Annotated in this window: 2 protein-coding genes and 3 pseudogenes; 4 read left to right on the forward strand and 1 reads right to left on the reverse strand. The window is 60.4% G+C overall.

Annotated features, from left to right (window positions below; genetic code table 11):
• Positions 1 to 210 precede the first annotated feature (210 nt).
• Positions 211 to 642 carry an IS66-like element accessory protein TnpA gene (tnpA, locus tag VIG90_RS14770; protein WP_331594286.1) on the forward strand — a complete coding sequence of 144 codons (432 nt, stop codon included), beginning with the start codon at positions 211 to 213 and terminating at the stop codon, positions 640 to 642.
• A pseudogene (gene tnpB, locus VIG90_RS14775) lies at positions 639 to 837 on the forward strand (IS66 family insertion sequence element accessory protein TnpB); the annotation flags it as partial. The gene tnpA and the pseudogene tnpB (VIG90_RS14775), both read left to right, overlap by 4 nt.
• A 66-nt stretch (positions 838 to 903) precedes the next feature.
• Here the strand turns inward: tnpB (VIG90_RS14775) and VIG90_RS14780 are convergent.
• Complete coding sequence (locus VIG90_RS14780; protein WP_331594287.1) at positions 904 to 3003, reverse strand: recombinase family protein; 2100 nt, start codon at positions 3001 to 3003, stop codon at positions 904 to 906.
• A 238-nt stretch (positions 3004 to 3241) separates the two neighbouring features.
• Here VIG90_RS14780 and tnpB (VIG90_RS14785) point away from each other — a divergent pair.
• Together tnpB (VIG90_RS14785) and VIG90_RS14790 are read left to right on the forward strand one after the other, a co-directional pair.
• Positions 3242 to 3400, forward strand: a pseudogene (tnpB, locus tag VIG90_RS14785) (IS66 family insertion sequence element accessory protein TnpB); the annotation flags it as partial.
• Between the two features lie 60 nt (positions 3401 to 3460).
• A pseudogene (locus VIG90_RS14790) lies at positions 3461 to 3858 on the forward strand (IS66 family transposase); the annotation flags it as partial.

Here is a 3858-nt window from a genome sequence, read left to right on the forward strand (position 1 = left end):
TGTCCGATGTCGTCCTGTCCACCGCGCACCTCGCTCCAGAAAATTGGTGCTCGGGAACGAATCATGAGCGACGCCCTTCGGGCAACGGCAATGAGTCCAGCGGAATCACCCATGCGACGATTTGTGGGTAATTGAAAGGGCCAGGAGGCCGCCTTGCACGGCTGCTGCGTAGCGCGTTGATTGCTGTTCCTCTGAGAAGGAACGGGGCGCATGGATCAGGTTACAACAGATTTGAACACTGGAGCGACCAGTCATACGACTGATCGTATGACTGGTCGGATCGAAGTCGTTAGCCGTGTCTCTGGCCGGCGTCGTTGGTCGGCGGAGCAGAAGTTGGCGATCCTGCACGATGCGTTTGGTCCGGATGGCTCACTTCGACGAGCCCGCGAGCGCCATGATGTCAGCGCGGCGCAGCTCTACTCCTGGCGGCGACAGGCCTTGTCTGGCGAACTGACCCGTGTTGCGTCGGCGGTGCCGGTCTTTGCAGCGGTTGAGATGACTGCGGCGGATTTACCTGCCCCGTCAGCATCAGCGCGGGCCAGCCGGATCAGCATCGAGTTGCCCTCGGGGATCCGGCTCATCGTGGATGCCGACGTTGATCCGCAGGCCTTGGCCCGTATTCTGGCCGTCGTGCGCCAATGATCCCGCTGCCGCCCTCGACCAGGGTTTACTTGGCCTGCGGCGCGACTGATATGCGTAAGGGTTTGGACGGCCTGGCCGTTCTGGCCCAGCAGGTGCTGGCGGAGAATCCGCTACTTAAGAGCGCTGTTTGCTTTCCGAGGCAAGCGCGGCGATCTGCTCAAACTGCTCTGGTACGACGGCCAGGGCCTGTGCGTGCCTTAACCATGATGCCTCTCCATAATAGCTTTGTTTCAGCCTCGCTATCTTTAAACCGCGAGGCATTCAGTCGACTGGTGTGGGAGGGAGCCATTTTTGTGGTTGCTTCGCCGCGATCTGACGCTCGGTAACGAGCTTCTGCGCGTCCGAGAGGTGGATCAGGTATAGCTCCCTATTCAAAGCCGTCACACGCCGTATCGGTAGCCAGCCCTTATATATCCAGTAATAGATTGTGCTGACCGGCTGATCGAGCGCTGAGGCGATCTCGGCGACTGTCATCTCACCAGGATCACGCACCACAACCGTGCTGGGGGCCGCGTTCGTAGGCTTGCGACCCAAGCGGAGCAAGAGTGACCAGACCTTGCTAGCGTTGAAGGGAGTACCATGCGCGCTGCGCCACTCTTCCGCATTGAGCTGCCGTGCAATCGCGGGTGGCCGAAGTCCGGCCTCCGCGAGTTCAATGATTCGCGTTCTTAACGCATCATAATTGGTCAGCTGAGACGTCCAGCGCACCGATTTTTCCAGTTTGTGGCGGCTGATGTCGCCGCCCACCCAGCGGCACTCGATCTCAAACTTTTCGCTGCCATCGCTAAACAATGTGACCTGGTCCAAAAGCAGGCGGGCGATTTCCTTGCGCTCAGCCGCTGTCGTTGTCTGAGCGGCCCAGATCGCTGGAATGTCATTCGCCAGGCGACGGATCGCAGCACGCTCCTTCTCGGTTATCGTCGGCGGCGTCCGCTCTTCGATGCGAGCATTCTCGACTTTGAGGCGCTCGTGCTCGGCAAGCGCCGCTTCCCAGCGCGCCTCCAAGGTCCGAGCAACCAGACGATTTTCCGGTTCAACGGCATTGTACTGCCGCTCCAGGCGTTCCACCTCGTATGCCGCTTGCTCCAAGTTGAGGGAGCGCTGGCGTCGTTCGCGCTTGCGTTCCAGCTCAATGTCCTCGGCAACCGCCAGGCTGACCTCGATCGCCGAGGGCTTCATCACCTCGAGCAAGAGTGCGCCGACCGCTGGATCGATCGCCGAGCCCATGATCGCCTGACAGGGCGAGCGTGCATAGGAGATATGGCCGCGCATGCACTGATAGCGCAGACCACGTCCATTGTTACGGTAACAGGTCGCCATGCGATATCCGCAGCGCCCGCAGATGAGGATTCCTGCAAGCAGCGACGGTCCGCCACGTGGCGTGCCTCCATGCTTTGACTGATTGGCGCGCAACTGCTTCTGAATCTCCTCGAACCGCTCCCAACTGATATATGCCGGAAGCCGATCTTTGATGAAGACCTGCCAGTCGGTTGTCGCTCTGGAGGGCGTACTTCGCGGCCGACCGCCTGATCTGTGAGGCGATCGCCGGCCATAGACATAAGCGCCGGCATAAATTGGGTTTGTGAGGATGCCGATGATTGCTGAGCGCTCGGGCAGTGTCCAGCCCAGCTCGCCTTTCGCCGGGCCATAGCGCATCCGATCCGGGAGCTTGACGCCGTGCGTGACCAGATAATTCAAGGTGCCATGCACACTTCGCCGACGTTCAAACACATCAAATACGCACTCGATTGCCGCGCGCGCCCGTTCATCAGGATCAAGGATCACCTCGCCAGAGGGGTGCCGCATATAGCCGCGGGCCACATGGAGGCCCAGTTCGCCGCGAGCTGCTTTATGTCGTCGTCCTTCGTCAAGACGGGCACGCATGATATGGAGCTCGGCCTCGCTCATCGTGCCTTTAAGCCCAAGTAGCAGGCGGTCATTGTAGGTGGTGGGATCGTAGACGCCGTCGCTATCGGCAATCAGCGTTCCGGCAAGCGCGCAGATCTCAAGCAGTTGATACCAGTCGCGGCAGGACCTGGCTAAGCGCGACACCTCAAAGCCCAGGACAAGCCCGACATGGCCAAGGCCCACTTCGGCGACCAGACGCTGAAAGCCGTGCCGACCCTCGGTGCTGGCACCAGAGCAACCTAAATCTTCGTCGATGACGAGGACTTTCGATCGAGGCCAGCCCAGGCGGCAAGCATGCTCGGCCAGGCCATACTGCAACTGCGTTGATTCCTGGCAGCGTTCATGTTGTTGAAGCGTCGACTGTCGGACATAGACGATGGCCAGACGGTCACGATGTTGGCCGGTCACCTTGTTCTGAACCGGCGGAGTGATCGTGATGAGGTTCAGGCTCATGCATCATCTCCTGGCAATTCGTTGACATTACCAAGCAACGCATGGCCATCTGGCCGATCAGGACGCTCGCGCGATGTCTCCGGTCCAAAGGCAGGTCGGACCAACGCGGAATGCTCGTTCTTACCACCTGCGGCATGACGACTAGCCACCCATCGTGCAAGAGCAACCAGCCCTTGCAGGCCAACAGTGATTACTCCACCAGAATCAACATCCTCTACAGAGGTTCCCTGTGCCTTGCTTGTGCCTGTTCGTCAAAAGAATGGACAAGGGCCGCTTCGTCTGGCCGATGACGCAAACCGGCAAGGTTCGCTTGAGCCCGGCGCAGGTCGCCATGCTCGTCGAAGGGATCGACTGGCGCCGTCCCGAGAGAACAACAGCCCCGCTTCTGGCGGGCTAAACTGCGGGAATCCTTGTCTTTAATAACGACCCTGCAGGCCCTGCTGCGGTATAAAAATGTATGCCGCAGACATCTCCTTCTTGCCTCGACAAGGATGCTCGGATTGCCGAGCTGGAAGCCGCTGTCGCTGCGCGCGACACGCTCATCGAGACGCTGCGCGTCCAGCTTGCCCAGTTGCGCCGCCTGACCTTCGGGCGGTCCTCGGAGAAGCTGTCCCGCCAGATCGAACAGCTGGAACTGGCTCTGGAAGAGTTGGAAGGCGAAGCCGAGGCTGCACCTGCTCGGGTCAGCACACCTGCCAGCCGCGAACGCGCCACCCCGAACCGGGCGCTGCCGGATCATCTGCCTCGTATCGAGCAGCGCATCGAACCAACGACGGCCAACTGTGCCTGCCCCGCCTGCAGCGGGGCCTTGCGGCTTCTGGGCTGCGACAGCGACGAGATGCTGGATCTGGTTCC

Source organism: Pedomonas sp. (genome assembly GCF_036515995.1).
Taxonomy (GTDB): domain Bacteria; phylum Pseudomonadota; class Alphaproteobacteria; order Sphingomonadales; family Sphingomonadaceae; genus Pedomonas.

What these genes read in the sequence shown, in the direction of transcription:
- tnpA (WP_331594286.1), top strand. Translation starts at nt 211, where the DNA reads ATGGATCAGGTTACAACAGATTTGAACACTGGAGCGACCAGTCATACG.
- VIG90_RS14780 (WP_331594287.1), bottom strand. Translation starts at nt 3,003, where the DNA reads ATGAGCCTGAACCTCATCACGATCACTCCGCCGGTTCAGAACAAGGTG.